Source organism: Staphylococcus sp. M0911 (assembly GCF_003491325.1).
Lineage (GTDB): Bacteria > Bacillota > Bacilli > Staphylococcales > Staphylococcaceae > Staphylococcus > Staphylococcus warneri_A.
The window spans coordinates 1514741-1531426 of sequence record NZ_CP022881.1 but is presented as its reverse complement, the minus strand read 5'-3'; the positions used below and the strand labels follow the sequence as shown (position 1 = coordinate 1531426).

The following is a 16686-nucleotide window of genomic DNA, read 5'->3' as shown; positions in this document are numbered from 1 at the left end:
TGTTGTAAATGGGAAAAATTAAAGAACTACAAACCTCCTTAGCTAATAAAATTGCAGCTGGCGAAGTAGTCGAAAGACCTAGTTCGGTTGTTAAAGAATTACTGGAAAATGCCATCGATGCCCAATCAACTGAAATAAATATTGAAGTAGAACAATCTGGTGTTGCATCAATACGTGTAGTAGACAACGGTACTGGAATAGAAGCTGATGATTTAAGTTTGGTATTTCATCGACATGCGACAAGTAAATTAGATGCAGATGATGATCTATTTCATATTAGAACATTAGGATTTCGCGGCGAAGCCTTAGCCAGTATCTCTTCAGTATCGAAAGTAACGTTACGTACATGTACAGATAATGAAAGTGGACATGAAATATATGCTGAGAATGGTGAAATTATTAACCAAAAACCAGCTAAAGCGAAAAAAGGCACGGATATCCTAGTAGAATCATTATTTTACAATACGCCGGCTAGATTAAAATATATTAAAAGTCTCTATACAGAGCTAGGAAAAATCACTGATATAGTTAACCGTATGGCAATGAGTCATCCTGATATAAGAATATCTCTTGTTTCTGATGGCAAGACACTACTCAAAACGAATGGTTCTGGGAAAACAAATGAAGTAATGGCAGAAATATATGGCATGAAAGTGGCAAAAGATCTCGTACATATCACAGGTGATACAAGTGATTACCATCTAGAAGGATATGTAGCTAGACCTGAACATTCAAGAAGTAACAAACATTATATTTCTATATTTATTAATGGTAGATATATTAAAAATTTCGTTTTGAATAAAGCCATTGTAGAAGGTTACCATACGTTACTAACTATTGGTCGATATCCTATTTGTTATATCAATATACAAATGGATCCTATATTAGTAGATGTCAATGTACATCCTACTAAACTTGAAGTGAGATTATCTAAAGAAGAACAACTATATGATTTGATAGTAGAAAAAATACGAGAAGCATTTAAAGATAAAATCCTTATTCCTAAAAATGACTTAGATCATCATCCAAAGAAAAATAAAGTGCTCAATAGCTTTGAACAACAAAAGTTAGACTTTGAACGTAAACAAAATGAAGTCCAAAATCGTCCACAATCATCTGAAGATGAGAGACAAGAAGATTTAAGTGCAACCAAATTAGATAAAGTTGAGAATCAAAATATTTCACAAGTGAACGAAGACAATGAAAGTACATTGTTTAATGACTCTCAATATATTAACCGTAATCATGATGATTATTACTTCAATAATCAAAAAGATATTTTAAATGAATTAGATAATCAATATGAGACTCTAGAACAAGAAGAAAATCAAAATGAAAATGACATTAAAGGTACAGTAAGTGCTTCAACACGTCGACGTGTACCATATATGGAAGTTGTCGGACAAGTTCATGGCACATATATCATTGCTCAAAACGAAAATGGCATGTTTATGATTGATCAGCATGCTGCTCAAGAACGTATTAAATACGAGTATTTTAGAGAAAAGATTGGGGAAGTAACAAATGAAGTTCAAAACTTGTTAATTCCAATGACATTTCATTTCTCAAAAGATGAACAGTTCATTATAGATCAGTATCAAGAAGAATTAGACAGAGTAGGCGTACACCTTGAACATTTCGGTGGACATGATTATATTGTTAATAGTTATCCAGTTTGGTTTCCAAAAGCAGAAGCGGAAGAGATCATCAAAGATATGATAGAACTCGTATTAGAAAATAAAAAAATTGATGTGAAAAAAATGCGTGAAGATGCAGCAATAATGATGTCTTGTAAAAAGTCGATTAAAGCTAATCATTATCTTAAAAATAATGAGATGGCAGATTTAATTGATCAATTGCGTGAAATGGAAGATCCATTTACATGCCCGCACGGAAGACCCATTATCATTAACTTTTCGAATTACGAATTAGAAAAATTATTTAAACGTGTAATGTAGAGAGGAGCAATCATTTGAAAGAAAATATACTCCCGGCAATTAGAAATATGAAAGATTTAGATAAGCTCATTAAAACCGAATATAAATCATGTGTACTGTTGGATATGCATATCGGTCATCTTAAAAGTATATTAGATCTTTTGAAAAATAAAGGTATTGAATGTTATATCCATATTGATTTAATTAAAGGGTTAAGTCATGACGAATATTCTTGTGAATATATTATTCAACAATATAAACCTAAAGGCATCGTTTCAACAAAGACTAAAGTGATTAAAAAAGCAAAGTCGCTAAATACGCTAACTATCTTTAGAGTGTTTATTATAGATAGTCAGGCTTTAAGTCGGAGTATTGAATTAATCCAAAAGGTACAACCAGATTTCGTTGAAGTGCTACCGGGTATTGCACACAAAGCAGTAAGATGTATTCAAGAAGAGACTGATACATCTGTGATTGCAGGTGGATTGATTAGTGAAGTATCTGAAGTAGAAGAGGCCATAAATAATGGTGCAGAATATATTACAACAAGCAATCAAAAATTATGGTAACAATAGAATAATATCTCTATGAATAAGTGTAGGAATCAGTCGAACTGTTGAGTCGCTGATTCCTTTTTATATATCAAAAATGAGTTGAGTAATGAGGATTGAAATGAAATAAATTTGACAAATTTATAACAAAAATATTGACAACGCTTACAATATAACTGTAATATATAACCAAGTTATTAAAAGTTAATATTAGAACAGAGAAGGGGAGATTTCTGCAGCTTTATAACGTTGTAGGGGTCTCCCTATCTATTTTGGGAGGAATAGTTATATGAATGCTTATTTAGCAGAGTTTTTAGGTACGGCCATCCTTATACTTTTCGGTGGCGGCGTTTGTGCTAACGTTAATTTAAAACGTAGTGCTGGTAATAACGCTGACTGGATTGTTATCGCTACAGGATGGGGTCTAGCCGTTGCAATGGGTGCATTTGCAGTTGGTAAATTTTCAGGTGCACATTTAAATCCAGCAGTTTCAATTGCATTAGCCATGGATGGTGGATTTAGTTGGGCGCAAGTTCCAGGATATATCGTTTGCCAAATGCTTGGAGGTATCGTTGGTGGTGCCTTAGTATGGTTAATGTATTTACCACATTGGAAAGCAACAGAAGATCAAGCTACAAAATTAGGCGTGTTCTCAACAGCCCCTGCAATTAAAAATTATTTCGCAAACTTTTTAAGTGAGATTATTGGTACAACAGCTTTAACTTTAGGTATTTTATTCATCGGTGTAAATAAAATTGCTGATGGTTTAAATCCATTAATTGTCGGTGCTTTAATTATTGCAATCGGGTTAAGTTTAGGTGGTACAACAGGTTATGCAATTAACCCTGCCCGTGACTTAGGTCCTCGTATCGCGCATGCCATTTTACCAATTGCTGGTAAAGGCGGTTCAAACTGGTCATATGCGATTGTACCTGTACTAGGTCCTATTGCTGGAGGTATGCTAGGCGCAGTCATTTATGAAGTATTTTATAAACAAACATTTAATGTAAGTTGTGTAGTTGGTATTATTTTAGTTATCATTACATTAGTATTAGGTGTGATTTTAAATAGAACTTCTAAAAGTAATGATATTGAGTCAATCTATTAATCAACATAAGAAAATATCACAATTTTAGTGTTTGTTATTAAAAAATTGCATATAAATTAACATGATGTGTTGATATATGATATAAGTAATTATCATTAAAATACTTTAAATAATATTGAAGACATCAAAAGGAGTCAAATACCTATGGAAAAATACATTTTATCAATAGACCAAGGAACAACAAGTTCAAGAGCTATTCTATTCAATAAAGATGGCGAAATTAAAGGTGTAGCACAAAGAGAATTTAAACAACATTTCCCACAATCAGGATGGGTAGAGCATGATGCGAATGAAATTTGGACGTCAGTACTATCTGTGATGGCAGAGGTCATGAACGAACATAACATTAGAGCAGAACAAATCGAAGGTATTGGTATTACAAACCAACGTGAGACAACAGTTGTTTGGGATAAAAATACCGGTCGACCAATTTACCATGCAATTGTATGGCAATCTCGTCAAACGCAAAGTATTTGCCAAGAATTGAAAGACCAAGGTCATGAAGCATTGTTCCGTGACAAAACTGGTTTATTATTAGACCCATATTTTGCAGGAACAAAAGTCAAATGGATTTTAGATAATGTTGAAGGTGCACGTGAAAAAGCAGATAATGGCGATTTACTATTTGGTACAATTGATTCTTGGTTAGTATGGAAATTATCTGGTAAAGAAGCACATATCACAGACTATACAAACGCAAGTCGTACATTAATGTTCAATATCCATGACTTAAAATGGGATAAAGAATTATTAGATATTTTAGAAGTACCTGAAAGTATGCTACCTGAAGTGAAGCCATCAAGTGAAGTTTATGCACATACAGTTGATTATCATTTCTTTGGTCAAAATGTACCAATCGCAGGTATCGCTGGTGACCAACAAGCTGCCTTATTTGGTCAAGCATGTTTCGACAAAGGTGACGTGAAAAATACTTACGGTACTGGTGGATTCATGTTAATGAACACTGGTGAAGAAGCAGTTAAATCTGACAGCGGATTATTAACAACTATCGCATATGGTATTGATGGTAAAGTAAACTATGCTTTAGAAGGTTCTATCTTTGTTTCAGGTTCAGCTATTCAGTGGTTACGTGATGGATTAAGAATGATTAATTCAGCACCACAAACTGAAAACTATGCGACTAGAGTAGACTCAACTGAAGGTGTATACGTTGTACCAGCATTTGTTGGATTAGGAACACCTTACTGGGATTCTGAAGCTAGAGGCGCTATCTTTGGATTAACTCGTGGTACTGAAAAAGAACACTTCATTCGTGCAACATTAGAGTCACTATGCTATCAAACTCGCGATGTAATGGAAGCAATGTCAAAAGATTCAGGTATCGAAGTTCAAAACTTACGAGTTGATGGTGGCGCAGTTAAAAATAACTTTATCATGCAATTCCAAGCAGATATTGTTAATACACCTGTAGAAAGACCTGAAATTCAAGAAACAACTGCACTTGGTGCTGCATACTTAGCAGGTTTAGCAGTTGGATTCTGGGAAAGTAAAGATGACATTGCTAACAGATGGAAACTTGAAGAAGAATTCGAACCAAAAATGGAAGAAGAACAACGCACTAAGCTTTATAAAGGTTGGAAAAAAGCTGTAGAAGCTACACAAGTATTTAAATTAGAAGATTAGTCTTTAGCAAATCAATAAATTGTAAGCTCGAGATAGACTAGATTTTCTTATTTATGTTATACTTGAAGCAAGTTAATAAGGAAATCGAGAAATGAGAGATTTATTCGTACAATTAAATGGTAATTGTGGGATAAGTCTCTCTTTTTTTATACTAAATAGGAGGCGTTGAATTATGGGTTTATCAACACTAAAAAGGGATCACATTAAGAGAAATTTAAAGAATGAAGAGTATGACGTTGTTATTATTGGTGGCGGAATTACAGGTGCAGGTATTGCATTAGATGCTAGTAACCGTGGCATGAAAGTTGCTTTAGTAGAAATGCAAGACTTCGCACAAGGAACAAGTTCACGTTCTACAAAATTAGTACATGGTGGTTTACGTTATTTAAAACAACTACAAGTAGGCGTTGTAGCTGAAACTGGTAAAGAACGTGCGATTGTATATGAAAATGGTCCACATGTAACAACACCTGAATGGATGTTATTACCTATGCATAAAGGTGGTACATTTGGTAAATTTACAACGGCTATTGGTTTAACAATGTATGATCGTTTAGCAGGTGTTAAAAAATCTGAACGTAAAAAAATGCTTTCTAAACAAGATACAATTAATAAAGAACCTTTAGTGAAACAAGATGGACTAAAAGGTGGCGGTTATTATGTTGAATACCGTACAGATGATGCAAGATTAACTATTGAAGTGATGAAAAAAGCAGCCGAAAAAGGTGCTGAAATCATTAACTATACAAAATCAGAACACTTTACTTATGATTCAAATAAAAAAGTAAACGGTATTGAAGTTGTAGATATGATTGATAATGAAACGTATCCTATCAAAGCTAAGAAAGTAATCAATGCTTCAGGACCTTGGGTAGATGAAGTAAGAAGCGGTGACTATGCACGTAATAACAAACAATTACGTTTAACAAAAGGTGTTCACGTTGTAATCGATCAATCTAAATTCCCATTACAACAAGCAGTTTACTTTGATACAGAAAAAGATGGTCGAATGATTTTTGCGATTCCTAGAGAAGGTAAAGCATATGTAGGTACAACTGATACATTCTATGATAATGAAAAAGCAACACCATTAACAACGCAAGAAGATAGAGATTATTTAATTGATGCGATTAATTACATGTTCCCAACAGTTGATGTAAAAGATGAAGACATCGAATCTACATGGGCTGGTGTACGTCCGTTAATTTTAGAAGAAGGAAAAGACCCTTCAGAAATCTCTCGTAAAGACGAAGTATGGGAAGGCGAATCAGGCTTATTAACAATCGCGGGTGGTAAATTAACAGGATACCGTCATATGGCATTAGAAATTGTTGATTTATTAGCTAAACGTCTTAAAAAAGAATATGGTTTAACATTCAAACCATGTGCGACTAAAGAATTGAAAATTTCTGGTGGTGACGTTGGTGGTAGTAAAAACTTTGACCACTTTGTTAAACAAAAAGTAGACGCTGCTAAAGGTTTTGGTATTGATGAAGATGTAGCATACCGTTTAGCAAGTAAATACGGTTCAAATGTTGATGATTTATTCAACATTGCTCAAACTGCGCAATATCATACTAGTCAATTACCATTAGAAATTTATGTAGAATTAATCTATGGTATCCAACAAGAAATGGTATTTAAACCAACTGACTTCCTTGTACGTAGATCAGGTAAATTATACTTTAATATTGATGATGTACTACAATATAAAGATGCAGTTATCGATGTATTAGCAGATATGCTTCAATATAGTGAAGGTCAAAAACAAGCCTATACTGATGAAGTAAATAAAGCGATTGATGAAGCACAATCTGGTAATAACCAACCAGCAGTTAAAGAATAATTTAAATCAATTTCAAACTACTAGCATTGAGTTTTATCTCAATGTTAGTAGTTTTTTTATATGAAATGTTATATTTGTCATACATGCTTATAAGACAAAAAGTACATCTGAATGTGAATTGTTAACTAAATATGCATACAATTTGATTCCGATGTTATCAAAAGGTATATTGAATATAATATGTATGTTTATATTAATAAACATGATGAATGAAGATAAGAAGTTTTGGGGGTATATGCGTGAGTCAAAGTCAATTCAACATTACAGTCAAAGATGGAACAATGATTGAAGTGAAAATAGATAAAGCTAATAATGAAACAATTGGTATAGTCCATCTTTTTCATGGTATGGCTGAACATATGGACCGATATGATGAGTTAGTTAAAGCATTAAACCTACAAGGGTATGATGTACTTAGACACAATCATAGAGGTCATGGTAAAAATATAGATGAGAATGAAAGAGGCCACTTTAATGATATGACACAGGTTGTTGACGATGCATACGAAATAGTAGAAACCATTTATGATAGCCATTTTGAACTACCTTATATTGTGTTAGGTCATTCAATGGGGTCAATCATTGCAAGACTATTTGTAAAACAATACCCTCAATTTGCAAATGGTCTCATATTAACTGGTACAGGTATGTTTCCTAAATGGAAAGGTATCCCAACTATGGTTCTATTGAAATTAATCACAATGATTTTAGGTAAAAGACGTCGAGTTAAATGGGTTAACCAATTAATGAATAAATCCTTTACTAAAAAAATTGATCAACCTCAAACAGAAAGTGACTGGCTATCTACCAAAAGAGAAGAAGTGAACAAATTTATCGATGATGAATATTGTGGATTCAGAGTATCTAACCAACTGATTTATCAAACAGTTAAATATATGATGGACACTGCCAATGTTAAATCATTAAAGCAGATGAATCACAATCTACCTATACTATTAATTTCAGGCAAAGATGATCCCTTTGGAGAATATGGTAAAGGTGTTAAAAAACTAGGTAAGATTTATAAAAAAGCAGGAATCAAACACATAACTGTGCAATTATATAAAAATAAACGCCATGAAATATTATTTGAAGATGATTATTTAACAACTTGGCAACATATGTTTGAATGGATTAAAAAGCAAATATTAAAGAAAAATAAAGTGAGTGAATAAGATGAGTAATACAGATAAGCCATTTCTAATTGTAATTGTAGGACCAACGGCGTCTGGAAAAACAGAATTAAGCATAGAATTAGCAAAACGATGTAATGGAGAAATTATTAGTGGCGACTCTATGCAAGTATATAAACAAATGGATATTGGTACTGCTAAAGTTACAAAAGAAGAAATGGACGGTATTACCCATCATATGATTGATATATTGAATCCTGAGGACACATTTTCTGCTTATGATTTCAAACAAAGAGCAGAAAAGTGTATCAATGATATTAGAGATAGAGGTAAGACACCTATTGTTGCTGGTGGAACTGGATTATATATTCAATCTTTACTTTATAATTATCAATTTGAAGATGAAACCGTTTCAGAAGAAAAAATGAAAGAGGTTAAATCTAAATTAAATGAATTAGCAAAATTAAATAATAATGAATTACATGAATATCTTAATTCATTTGATCCTGAATCAGCCGACAATATACACCCTAATAACAGAAAAAGAGTATTGAGAGCGATAGAATATTATTTAAAAACAAAAAAACTTTTAAGTTATCGCAAGAAAGTTCAACAATTCACTGAAAATTATGATACATTATTAGTAGGGATTGAAATGTCGCGTGAAACATTATATGAAAAAATAAATAAACGTGTTGATATTATGTTGAGCCACGGATTATTTAATGAAGTGCAACACTTAGTTGAACAAGGCTATGAGTCAAGTCAAAGTATGCAAGCAATTGGGTATAAGGAATTAATACCTGTTGTGAAAGGGAATATGGATTTACAGTCAGCTATTGATAAGTTAAAACAGAATTCGCGAAAGTATGCGAAACGTCAATTGACTTGGTTTAAGAATAAAATGAACGTTCACTGGTTAGATAGAGAAAATATGTCACTTCAAATGATGTTAGATGAGATTACACCCCAAATAAATAAAAGGAGTACTGAACATGATTGCAAATGAAAACATCCAAGATCAAGCACTAGAGAACTTTAAATCAGAAAAAACAGAAGTCACTGTGTTCTTTCTAAATGGTTTCCAAATGAAAGGAACAATTGAAGATTTCGACAGCCAAGTGATTCGTTTAGTTTCACAAGGAAAACAACATCTGATTTACAAACATGCGATCAGCACTTTCATGATTGATGATGAAAACGATTCAGCATCAGAAACATCTGAAGAATAAGACATAATTGAAGTGCAGTAAAGCACAAATCATAAATGAACGTAGTAATAGTTACATAGAAGAGAAATAATGGATTTATTGGTTCTAATTAGTGCTTTATCGTATTAAAGATTGTAATTCAAAAAAGCTTCATTTAAAGTAAGCATTCGCGTATATCAATTCGCTATTGCAGATCACTTTAAATGAAGCTTTTTAATATTAAAAAATGAGAAGTTTATGTTTGATATTTTAAAGAAGTTTTTCAATTTCATTTTCTAATTGTGCCGGTTTCTTCTGCGGAGAAAAACGTTTAACTACATTACCGTCACGATCAATTAAAAACTTAGTGAAGTTCCACTTGATTTTTTCATTAAACATCCCTTGTTGTGCATCAGTAAGGAAGCGGAATAACGGATGTTGATGTTCTCCTTTAACATCAATTTTTTGATGGATAGGGAATGTTACACCGTAATTTAATTTACAATTTTGAGCAGCTTCTTCACCCGATCCAGGTTCTTGACCACCAAATTGATTACAAGGGAAGCCTAAAATAATAAATTTTTGATCTTTATATTTTTCATAAAGCTTTTGTAACCCTTCAAATTGTGGTGTGAAACCACATTCACTTGCAGTATTTACGATTAACATCACATAATCTTTATAATCTTCTAACTTATATGTTTCTCCTGTATTCTTTTCTACAACGAAGTCATATATATTTTCCATAAGATCACCCTTTCGAATTAATTACAATTTAACATAATATTGACGAATAGTCTTTATATTGGCACTATGATAAAATATTTAAGAACTAAATTAAAAGGGAGATGTATATCATGGCACAGCTATCAACACATGATACAAAGAAAAAATTAGAAACGGCTGTACTAATCGGTGTACATGCTCAAAACGATAATGAATTTAATTTTGAATCGACAATGGAAGAATTAGAAGCGCTATCAGAAACATGCCAATTAAATGTTAAAGGTCAAATCACCCAAAACCGTGAACAAGTTGATCACAAATACTATGTTGGTAAAGGTAAAATTGAAGAAATTCAAGCTTTTATAGAATTCCATGATATAGATGTCGTTGTGACTAATGATGAATTAACGACAGCTCAATCTAAAACATTAAATGGCAATTTGGGCATAAAAATTATCGATAGAACACAGTTAATTCTTGAAATTTTTGCTTTAAGAGCAAAAAGTAGAGAAGGTAAGCTACAAGTAGAATTAGCACAATTAGATTATTTATTACCACGATTACAAGGACATGGTCGTAGTTTATCAAGACTTGGTGGTGGCATTGGTACACGTGGTCCAGGTGAGACGAAGCTTGAAATGGATCGTCGACATATCCGTACAAGAATGAATGAAATCAAGCATCAATTACAAACAGTTGTTGAGCATAGAGATAGATACCGAAGTAAACGAGAACAGAATCAAGTCTTTCAAATAGCATTAGTAGGATACACTAATGCTGGTAAATCATCATGGTTTAATGTGTTAACTAATGAAACAACATATGAACAGAATCAATTGTTTGCAACATTAGATCCTAAAACACGCCAAATACAAATCAATGAAGGATTTAATTTAATCATTTCAGATACAGTTGGATTTATTCAAAAATTACCTACAACGCTAGTAGCTGCATTTAAATCAACTTTAGAAGAAGCTAAAGGAGCAGATTTACTCTTACATGTGGTTGACGCAAGTCACCCAGAGTATCGCTCTCAATATGATACTGTCAATCAACTTATTAAGCAGCTAGATATGGATCAAATTCCTCAATCAGTGATTTTTAATAAAAAGGATCAATGTCCAAGTAATATGGAACTACCAGTTTCTGAACAACCTTATGTATTTGTTTCAAGTAGAGATGAATCAGATAAGGATAAAGTGAAAAATTTATTAATCAATCAAATTAAGCGTAGTTTAACGTATTACGAGGAGACAGTACCGAGTTCGGATGCAGACCGACTCTATTTCTTAAAACAACATACACTCGTCAGTGAACTCAATTTCAATGAAAAAGACGAGTCTTATGAAATTAAAGGATATAAAAAAATATAAAAAGGAAGTTAGCAAGATGACAGATATGAGAAGTCTTATTGAAGATGTAGAATCTACATTGACACCGTACTTTAAAGATATTGAACGCATTGCTTTGATTAATCAAGAAAAGGTATTAGATGCGTTTCATGCAGTTAAAGCTACAGAAAGTGATTTATTAGGAACAACTGGCTATGGATATGATGATTTTGGACGTGATCATTTAGAAGAAATTTATGCAAGAACATTTAAAGCAGAAGATGCCATTGTAAGACCTCAAATTATTTCTGGAACACATGCCATTACCTTGGCTTTACAAAGTAATTTGAAATACGGTGATGAATTATTATATATCACGGGTAGTCCATACGATACATTATTAGAAGTTATCGGAGTAAACGGCAATGGCATTGAGAGTTTAAAGGAACATGGTGTTTCATATAATGAAGTAGCATTAGCAGAGGGTAAAATTGATATACCTAACGTTCTAAATGCAATTAATGATCGAACTAAAGTCGTTGCTATCCAACGTTCCAAAGGTTATGATCAACGACCTTCAATACCTGTTGATGAAATTAAAGAAGCGATTTCGGCAATTAAAGCACAATATCCGAATGTCATTATCTTTGTCGATAATTGTTATGGAGAATTTGTTGAAGAACAAGAACCTACAGAAGTTGGCGCTGATATAATTGCAGGTTCACTCATTAAAAATCCTGGTGGTGGATTAGCTAAAATAGGCGGCTATATCGCTGGTAATAAGGATTTAATTGAGCGTTGTGGTTATAGATTAACTGCACCAGGTATTGGTAAAGAAGCAGGCGCATCTTTAAATTCATTACAAGAAATGTATCAAGGATTCTTTTTAGCACCTCATGTCGTCAGTCAAAGTTTAAAGGGGGCTTTATTTACGAGTCTGTTACTTGAAAAATTAAATATGACTACAACACCTAAGTATAACATTAAACGTACAGACCTAATCCAAACTGTGATATTTGAAACAAAAGAACAAATGATATCATTTTGCCAAAGTATCCAACATGCATCACCAATCAATGCACATTTTAGCCCAGAGCCGAGTTATATGCCAGGTTATGAAGATGATGTTATTATGGCTGCGGGTACTTTCATTCAAGGTTCCTCAATTGAATTGTCTGCTGATGGCCCTATACGTGAACCGTATGAAGCATATGTTCAGGGTGGTTTAACATATGAACATGTTAAATTAGCTGTTACACGTGCAGTCACTCAATTAAAAGAACAAGGACTTGTTTAATTTGATATTGGGAGTGGGGCAGAAATCATAAAGAACCACTAATCATTGATGATGTAGTGGTTCTTACGCATTAGCCACAGCTAATGTGTACTTTAAAATAGGAATACATGAGTGAAACTCATTCATTAGAAATACTAATTTTTAAAGAAAAAGTATTTCTTTAGCGTTGTCCCACCCTGTTTCAGCTTGTTTTATCAGAAAATTTTAAAATTTATTCAGAAATTTTGTGAATGTTGTTACGTGGTGGTATTTCAATGCTTCTAAAATGCAGTCATATCAATGGTTTTACTTATCATGTCAGAAAACCTAACATATTTTTGTAATCTGAGCTAAACTATGCTAAATTAAGTACAAGTTCAAAAGTGGAGGAGATGTTAGCGATGTCTAATGATTCTATTAGAAGAAACATGGCTGTATTCTCCATGAGTGTAGTCAGTAAATTAACAGAATTAAGTCCAAGACAAATTCGTTATTATGAGACACATGAACTTGTTAAGCCGGAAAGAACTGAGGGAAATAAGAGATTATTTTCACTGAATGATTTGGAAAGATTATTAGAAATTAAATCTTTAATTGAAAAAGGCTTTAACATTAAAGGTATTAAACAAATTATTCATAAACAAGAGAATCACTTATCATCAGACGAACATGAAACTAGAAAGAAAATGATTGTAGATGCAACTCAAAAACCATACGGTGAAACATTGCCGATAAATCGAGGAGACTTATCCCGATTTATAAAATAAAATTTGGAGGATTTCAAGTATGCCAAAACGTAGTTTTACAAAAGACGATATTCGTAAGTTTGCTGAAGAAGAAAATGTGAGATATTTAAGATTACAATTCACTGATATTTTAGGAACAATTAAAAACGTTGAAGTACCAGTAAGTCAATTAGAAAAAGTATTAGATAACGAAATGATGTTTGACGGATCATCCATCGAAGGTTTCGTACGTATTGAAGAATCAGATATGTACTTACACCCTGACTTAGATACTTGGGTTATCTTCCCATGGACAGCTGGTCAAGGAAAAGTTGCACGTTTAATCTGTGATGTATTCAAAACAGATGGTACACCATTCGAAGGTGACCCTCGTGCCAACTTAAAACGCATCTTAAAAGAAATGGAAGATTTAGGTTTCACAGACTTCAACTTAGGGCCTGAACCAGAATTCTTCTTATTCAAGTTAGATGACAAAGGTGAACCTACATTAGAATTAAATGATGATGGTGGTTACTTCGACTTAGCACCTACGGATTTAGGTGAAAACTGCCGTCGTGACATCGTTCTTGAATTAGAGGACATGGGCTTTGATATTGAAGCAAGTCACCATGAGGTTGCGCCAGGTCAACACGAAATTGACTTTAAATATGCAGATGCAGTAACAGCATGTGATAACATCCAAACATTCAAATTGGTAGTTAAAACAATTGCTCGTAAACATAACTTGCATGCAACATTTATGCCAAAACCATTATTTGGTGTGAACGGAAGCGGAATGCACTTCAACGTATCATTATTTAAAGGTAAAGAAAATGCATTCTATGATCCAAATGGCGACATGGAATTAACTGAAACAGCGTACCAATTCACTGCAGGTATTCTTAAAAATGCACGTGGATTCACTGCAGTATGTAACCCATTAGTAAACTCTTATAAACGTTTAGTACCAGGTTACGAAGCGCCATGTTATATTGCATGGAGTGGTAAAAACCGTTCACCATTAGTACGTGTACCTTCATCAAGAGGTTTATCTACTCGTATTGAAGTACGTTCAGTTGACCCAGCAGCTAACCCTTACATGGCATTAGCAGCAATCTTAGAAGCAGGATTAGACGGTATCAAAAACAAATTAGAAGTTCCTAAACCAGTAAACCAAAACATCTATGAAATGAATCGTGAAGAACGTGAAGCTGTTGGTATCCAAGATTTACCATCAACTTTATACACTGCGTTAAAAGCAATGCGTGAAAATCCAACAATCAAAAAAGCGTTAGGTAATCATATCTATAACCAATTCATCAATTCAAAATCAATTGAATGGGATTATTACAGAACTCAAGTTTCTGAATGGGAACGCGAGCAATATATGAAACAATACTAAAACGCTAAACAACATTGGGGAATGTCGTTATATCAAGGGCTAGAGCAATTTTGCTTTAGCTCTTTTTTGTATGATGGCGTGAACAATACAATTTATGTAGAATCGTGTTTAGATTGTTGTCCACTTATTGTCCACCTCTCTCGATAAAAATGAAATAAAAGAATTTTTAATGAACTTAAGACAATTAACTTTTATTATAAATATCATTGAGGGAAGAAATAAAAAAGTTAGTATGACTCTATTATAGTCGTAGTGAACGAAATGATAATTTAAAAATAAGAACGCAAAAATAGATGGATAATAGATATCAAATAATTAATATAAAATAAAAAGAAAGGTAGACATTAGTTATATATTTACTGATGTTATGGTAAATAATTATGAAAGTAACGATTACAGTAAGGAAAACGACAAAACAAGAGAAATTAGATTTTTTAAAAGGTGCACTTCTCTTAATAGGAATTATACTTTTAATAAAATATTTAATTTAGTTTGAATAAGCTATTTGAACATTGAACTATTTGGAAATGGTTTAATTTAAATTTTGCCATAAGTGAATACTGTATTTAGACCAAGACGTATCTAATTAGATACGTCTTTTTAAATGTAAAAAGTGATAAGATCTCAAAGACATCATACAAAACGAAATCTTTTCTCATGTAATGACTAAATTAGAACGTGTCACGAGTCACGTCGTTATTCGTGGCCGTTATCCAAATGAATTCGTATCTGAATTTAAAAAACAAACGCAATCTACTACGTATAACGCTAGTCGATTGTTAGTCACTGAATCAGCGCGCGTTCAAGCAGAGTCACAAAAGTTAACTTATCTTAAAGATTTAGGTGAAGATGGCGAATATAAATATGTGGCCAAAATAGATAAGAAAACATCTAAACTATGTCATTCACTCAACGGCAAAGTATTTAAAGTTAAAGAAATGATTCCAGGTGTAAATGCGCCACCTATGCATCCTTGGTGTAGAAGTACCACAGTGCCACATGTCGGCAGTTGGCGATACAAGTTCTTTAAAGAGCGTGAAGGTAAGTATCAAGTAGAACAAAAAGAAGAAAATAACGAGCTTAAACAAGCTAAAGTGTTAGGTAAGAAAATTAATATTACTGATCAAGCGATTGATAAAGTAAGATACGTTGATATTCCAACACATACCAAAGAAGAAAATCAATATATACAAGAACAACATAAAGCCTTGCTTAAAGACGCCAAAGAAAACAATGATAGCAATGAAGTAGCTTATTTATTAAAAGATGGTAAAGTTACAAAAGTATATGGTGATCAAGATAGTGTATCTTTTGTACCAGGGGAAAAAGCAACAGAATTGTTATTTAACAGTAAACCTAATACAATTATTATGTTACATAACCATCCTGGGCAGTCTAGTTTTTCTCTTACAGACTTGTATTTATTTATATTTAATAATTCTATTAAAACACTGACAATTGTTACAAATAAAGGTCAAACAAAGTACTTAACTAAGACAAAAGAATATTGCAAATCAACTTGTATTGATTGTATTAAAAAATATAATAAAAATAAGAATATAAAAAAATTCAATCATAAGGATATTGATATGATTCTAAAGAGATTATATAATAGTGGTAACATAATATATAAAGTTAGGTGATTAAAATGTATTTTGCACAGTTAGATGGTGAAATAACTAATAAACAGTCACAAGAATTATTGGATGAAGAATACAAGAAAGCAATAGAATTAGAAAATAAGAATAAAGAACAAAAATTAGAAAAATAGCATCCTTTCTACATAAAAATATAGAAAGTGGTGCTATTTTTATACA

At 32.6% G+C, this 16686-nt stretch carries 14 protein-coding genes and 1 pseudogene; 14 read left to right on the top strand and 1 reads right to left on the bottom strand.

Annotated elements, in window-relative coordinates:
- Positions 1-8 precede the first annotated feature (8 nt).
- The 8 genes from mutL (at position 9) to hfq (ending at position 9451) form a co-directional block, all read left to right on the top strand.
- Complete coding sequence (mutL, locus tag ssp1_RS07415) at positions 9-1958, top strand: DNA mismatch repair endonuclease MutL (protein WP_075777960.1); 1950 nt, start codon at positions 9-11, stop codon at positions 1956-1958.
- Between the two features lie 14 nt (positions 1959-1972).
- Positions 1973-2506 (top strand): glycerol-3-phosphate responsive antiterminator, encoded by a 534-nt coding sequence (locus ssp1_RS07410; protein ID WP_002451259.1) that lies wholly within the window; start codon positions 1973-1975, stop codon positions 2504-2506.
- A gap of 271 nt (positions 2507-2777) precedes the next feature.
- A complete protein-coding gene (locus ssp1_RS07405; protein WP_002451260.1) occupies positions 2778-3596 on the top strand; it encodes an MIP/aquaporin family protein in 819 nt (272 codons plus the stop codon).
- Positions 3597-3740: 144 nt separating this feature from the next.
- Positions 3741-5240 carry a glycerol kinase GlpK gene (glpK, locus tag ssp1_RS07400; RefSeq protein WP_049425252.1) on the top strand — a complete coding sequence of 500 codons (1500 nt, stop codon included), beginning with the start codon at positions 3741-3743 and terminating at the stop codon, positions 5238-5240.
- A gap of 172 nt (positions 5241-5412) precedes the next feature.
- A complete protein-coding gene (locus tag ssp1_RS07395; RefSeq protein ID WP_002451262.1) occupies positions 5413-7086 on the top strand; it encodes a glycerol-3-phosphate dehydrogenase/oxidase in 1674 nt (557 codons plus the stop codon).
- A gap of 239 nt (positions 7087-7325) precedes the next feature.
- A complete protein-coding gene (locus ssp1_RS07390) occupies positions 7326-8261 on the top strand; it encodes an alpha/beta hydrolase (protein ID WP_075777961.1) in 936 nt (311 codons plus the stop codon).
- A gap of 1 nt (position 8262) precedes the next feature.
- Positions 8263-9228, top strand: coding sequence for a tRNA (adenosine(37)-N6)-dimethylallyltransferase MiaA (gene miaA, locus ssp1_RS07385; protein ID WP_118828166.1), 966 nt, complete (start codon positions 8263-8265; stop codon positions 9226-9228).
- Complete coding sequence (hfq, locus tag ssp1_RS07380; protein ID WP_075777963.1) at positions 9215-9451, top strand: RNA chaperone Hfq; 237 nt, start codon at positions 9215-9217, stop codon at positions 9449-9451. Before miaA ends, hfq begins: the two co-directional genes overlap by 14 nt.
- Positions 9452-9679: 228 nt before the next feature.
- Here hfq and ssp1_RS07375 read toward each other — a convergent pair whose 3' ends face one another.
- The gene (locus tag ssp1_RS07375; protein WP_002451266.1) at positions 9680-10156 is read right to left on the bottom strand and encodes a glutathione peroxidase; all 477 of its coding nucleotides are present in this window, start codon (positions 10154-10156) and stop codon (positions 9680-9682) included.
- Positions 10157-10266: 110 nt separating this feature from the next.
- On the opposite strand from ssp1_RS07375, the gene hflX reads away from it, so the two are divergent.
- The 6 genes and pseudogenes from hflX (at position 10267) to ssp1_RS12120 (ending at position 16640) form a co-directional block, all read left to right on the top strand.
- The gene (gene hflX / locus ssp1_RS07370) at positions 10267-11508 is read left to right on the top strand and encodes a GTPase HflX (protein WP_118828165.1); all 1242 of its coding nucleotides are present in this window, start codon (positions 10267-10269) and stop codon (positions 11506-11508) included.
- 16 nt (positions 11509-11524) lie between these two features.
- Positions 11525-12763, top strand: a complete 1239-nt coding sequence (locus tag ssp1_RS07365; RefSeq protein ID WP_075777965.1) for a methionine gamma-lyase family protein — start codon at positions 11525-11527, stop codon at positions 12761-12763.
- Positions 12764-13143: 380 nt separating this feature from the next.
- Positions 13144-13509 carry a MerR family transcriptional regulator gene (locus ssp1_RS07360; protein ID WP_002451269.1) on the top strand — a complete coding sequence of 122 codons (366 nt, stop codon included), beginning with the start codon at positions 13144-13146 and terminating at the stop codon, positions 13507-13509.
- Between the two features lie 19 nt (positions 13510-13528).
- The gene (gene glnA, locus ssp1_RS07355) at positions 13529-14869 is read left to right on the top strand and encodes a type I glutamate--ammonia ligase (protein WP_002451270.1); all 1341 of its coding nucleotides are present in this window, start codon (positions 13529-13531) and stop codon (positions 14867-14869) included.
- A gap of 674 nt (positions 14870-15543) precedes the next feature.
- Positions 15544-16512: pseudogene (locus ssp1_RS07350) on the top strand (minor capsid protein); the annotation flags it as partial.
- 5 nt (positions 16513-16517) lie between these two features.
- On the top strand, positions 16518-16640 hold the full coding sequence (locus ssp1_RS12120) for a hypothetical protein (RefSeq protein ID WP_002451272.1): 123 nt from the start codon (positions 16518-16520) through the stop codon (positions 16638-16640).
- Positions 16641-16686: the final 46 nt, after the last annotated feature.

What these genes read in the sequence shown, in the direction of transcription:
- mutL (WP_075777960.1), top strand. Translation starts at nt 9, where the DNA reads ATGGGAAAAATTAAAGAACTACAAACCTCCTTAGCTAATAAAATTGCA.
- ssp1_RS07405 (WP_002451260.1), top strand. Translation starts at nt 2,778, where the DNA reads ATGAATGCTTATTTAGCAGAGTTTTTAGGTACGGCCATCCTTATACTT.
- glpK (WP_049425252.1), top strand. Translation starts at nt 3,741, where the DNA reads ATGGAAAAATACATTTTATCAATAGACCAAGGAACAACAAGTTCAAGA.
- ssp1_RS07395 (WP_002451262.1), top strand. Translation starts at nt 5,413, where the DNA reads ATGGGTTTATCAACACTAAAAAGGGATCACATTAAGAGAAATTTAAAG.
- miaA (WP_118828166.1), top strand. Translation starts at nt 8,263, where the DNA reads ATGAGTAATACAGATAAGCCATTTCTAATTGTAATTGTAGGACCAACG.
- hfq (WP_075777963.1), top strand. Translation starts at nt 9,215, where the DNA reads ATGATTGCAAATGAAAACATCCAAGATCAAGCACTAGAGAACTTTAAA.
- ssp1_RS07375 (WP_002451266.1), bottom strand. Translation starts at nt 10,156, where the DNA reads ATGGAAAATATATATGACTTCGTTGTAGAAAAGAATACAGGAGAAACA.
- hflX (WP_118828165.1), top strand. Translation starts at nt 10,267, where the DNA reads ATGGCACAGCTATCAACACATGATACAAAGAAAAAATTAGAAACGGCT.
- ssp1_RS07365 (WP_075777965.1), top strand. Translation starts at nt 11,525, where the DNA reads ATGACAGATATGAGAAGTCTTATTGAAGATGTAGAATCTACATTGACA.
- ssp1_RS07360 (WP_002451269.1), top strand. Translation starts at nt 13,144, where the DNA reads ATGTCTAATGATTCTATTAGAAGAAACATGGCTGTATTCTCCATGAGT.
- glnA (WP_002451270.1), top strand. Translation starts at nt 13,529, where the DNA reads ATGCCAAAACGTAGTTTTACAAAAGACGATATTCGTAAGTTTGCTGAA.
- ssp1_RS12120 (WP_002451272.1), top strand. Translation starts at nt 16,518, where the DNA reads ATGTATTTTGCACAGTTAGATGGTGAAATAACTAATAAACAGTCACAA.